Origin of the sequence: Actinospica durhamensis (assembly GCF_018139695.1) — a bacterium.
Taxonomy (GTDB): domain Bacteria; phylum Actinomycetota; class Actinomycetes; order Streptomycetales; family Catenulisporaceae; genus Actinospica; species Actinospica durhamensis.
In genome coordinates, this window is record NZ_JAGSOG010000483.1 from 1 (window position 1) to 2912 (window position 2912).

1 protein-coding gene is annotated in these 2912 nt (G+C 71.6%); it reads left to right on the forward strand.

What is annotated here, in order from left to right; translation table 11 throughout:
- Positions 1-2668: putative bifunctional diguanylate cyclase/phosphodiesterase (locus KDL01_RS40175; protein ID WP_212533973.1), on the forward strand; the 2668-nt coding region annotated here is incomplete at its 5' end.
- Between the last annotated feature and the right edge of the window lie 244 nt (positions 2669-2912).

A 2912-nucleotide genomic window follows, 5' to 3' on the forward strand; every position in this document is an offset into this window, starting at 1 on the left:
GGCCTATCTGCTGGTCGCGGCCGCGGCCATCGCCTGCTACGAGCTGGCGCCGGCCGGCCAGATGGTGTCCTGGGCGGTGCTCGGGCTGGCCTCGGTCGCCACCGTGCTCGTCGGCGTCGCGCGCTACCGCCCCCGGCCCGCCCTGCCCTGGCTGGTGCTCGGCGCCGCACTGCTGGTGGAGGTCGTCGCCGACCTCGTCTACCAGGCGCTCGGCGGCTCGATCGGCGGCAACGGCCCCTTCCCGAGCGCGGCGGACGCGATCTACCTGTCCTTCTATCCGATCGCGATCGGCGCGCTGCTCGGGTTCGTCCGGCGCGACGCGCCCGAGTACCGGCGCGGCACCCTGCTGGACGCGCTCATCGTGGCGGTCGGGATCGGTGCGCTCAGCTGGGGCGTGTTCAGCGTCCCGAGCTCGGCTCAGCCGGGTCTCGGCGCGCTGACCCGGACGATCCTGACCGCATACCTGGTGCTCGACCCGCTCTTGTTCGGCCTCGCCCTGCAGCTGCCGCTGGCCGGGCGGCTGCGCTCGCTCCCGGTCCATCTGCTGCTGCTCGGCGCGCTCGCCTCGTTGTACTCGGACACGTATTTCGCCGTCACCGAGTTGCACCCGAACTGGCCGTCGGCGCCCGGCGAGATCGTCGGCTACGCGGCGTTCTACGTCACCTGGGGTCTGGCCGCGACGCTGCCCTCGATGGCCCAGACGGTGGTCCCGCCGTCCGGTCGGCCGTGGGCACTGGTCGCCCCGCGCACGTGGATCGCCCTGCTCTGCTGCGCGGCCCTGATCAGCCCGGTGCTGCTGATCGTCAACGCGTACCGGTCCAGCCCGGACGACACCCAGGTGCTGGCAGGCTGCTGCATCACCCTGTTCCTGCTCGTCTTCGCCCGGCTGGTCCAGGCGATGCGGGCGTGGCAGCGCACGACGTTGCGGCGGGAGACACAGGCCTACCTGCGCACGCTGATCGCGGACGCCCAGGACGCCATCATCCTGGCGTCGATGGACGGCAGGGTACGTTTCTCCAGCGACTCCGGGCGCCGGCTGTTCGGCGCGAGGCTCGGCCGCGGCCCGGTGGCCGCGCTCTTCACCGGCCAGGACCGCGAGCGCGTCGCGCGCGGCTTCGCCCAGCTCACCGGCCCGGCGCAGCAGGAGCAGGAGCCGGACTGGCCCACCGCGGTACACGTCGAGGCCGGCGACGGCCGGATCGTGCGCGCCGAGGCCCGGTGGAGCGATCTGCGGCAGGACCCGACCGTGCGCGGCGTCGCGCTGACCCTGCGGGATGTGACCGAGGAACGGCGGCTGGAGGAGGAGCTGCGCCGCCAGGCGCTGACCGACTCGCTGACCGGACTGATGAACCGTCAGGGCCTGCTGCGCAAGATGCTCGCCGAGTACACCGTCGGGCCGGGCCGGCCGGGCGCCGGCGGCCTGCTGATGATCGACCTCGACGACTTCAAGGAGATCAACGACACGCTCGGCCACCCGATCGGGGACGAGGTGCTTGTGGCGTTCGCCCGGCGCATCCTCGAGCACGTACGGCCCGAGGACGCGGCGGCCAGGCTCGGCGGCGACGAGTTCGCCGTGCTGACGGCGCACGGGCCCGATCCGTTCGTGCTCGAACTCATCGCCCAACGGCTGATCGAGGCCTGCGAGGAGCCGCTGGAGACCAGCGCGGGCCCGCTGCGGGTGGCCGCGAGCCTCGGCTTCGCCACCTTCGGGCAGCTTTCCGGGGCCCAGGAGGCGGTGCCCGGGCCGGACGGGCGCACCGACCCCGACACGCTGATGCGCGCGGCGGACCTGGCCCTGTACGCGGCGAAGGCCGAGGGCGGGAACCGGTGGCGGCGCTACCACTCCGGCCTGCTCGACCAGGCGGTGCGACGCGCCGAGCTGCGCTCCGCCCTCGAGGAGGCGATCGAACGCGAGACGCTGAGCGTCGCGTATCAGCCGATCGTCTACCTGGACTCGCGGCAGATCGCCGGCTTCGAGGCGCTCGCCCGCTGGCGGCACCCGACCCTCGGCCCGCTCGGTCCCGACGTGTTCATTCCCCTCGCCGAGGAGACGGGGCAGATCATCGAACTCGGCCGGCTGATGCTGCGCCTCGCCGTGCGCCAGGTGGCGCAGTGGAACGCGCTGCGGCCCGGCGCCCCCTGCTTCATCGGGGTCAACGTCTCGGTGCACCAGCTGCGCCGGGAGGACTTCGTCGACGTGGTCCGCGACGTCCTCGCCGACACGGGCATCGATCCGCAGCAGGTGGTGCTCGAGGTGACCGAGACCGCGCTGCTCGACCACGACGACGTTCAGGTGCGCGAGCGTCTCCAGGCCCTGAGCAACCTCGGCGTCGCCGTCGCGCTCGACGACTTCGGCACCGGCTACGCGTCGCTGATCTCCCTGCACGACATGCCGATCGACATCATCAAGGTGGACAAGTCCTTCACGAGCCGGCTCACCACGTCCGAGCGCATGCGCCGGCTCGTGCGAGGCCTGCTCGCGATCGGCGACGCGATGGAACTCAGCACGATGGCCGAGGGCGTGGAGACCTGGGAGCAGCACGAGCAGCTGCTCGAACTCGGAACCGGAGCCGGGCAGGGGTTCCTCTACGGGCGCCCGCTGGCCCCCGAGGACGCCGCGGCGCTGTGGCTGGCCGACCTGCCGCTCCCGCTGAGTGAATCAGAATGATCTGATGCATCTCCGGTAGATCAGAATGCGCACCATCATTGTCCCGCCACGGGAGTTCACCGTCGTGGGCAACATCGCCTCGTCCCCATCTCGTCCGACGGACTACAGCGCCGAGGACTAGAAGTCCGATGAAGATCTTCGTGGTCTGATGTGGCGGGTCGGCGTAGCCGGCCCGCCACTGGCCTGTTCATGCTGGTGTCGGCAGGTTCCAGCGTCCGTTGGTGCGGGTGAGGCCGAGGTTGAT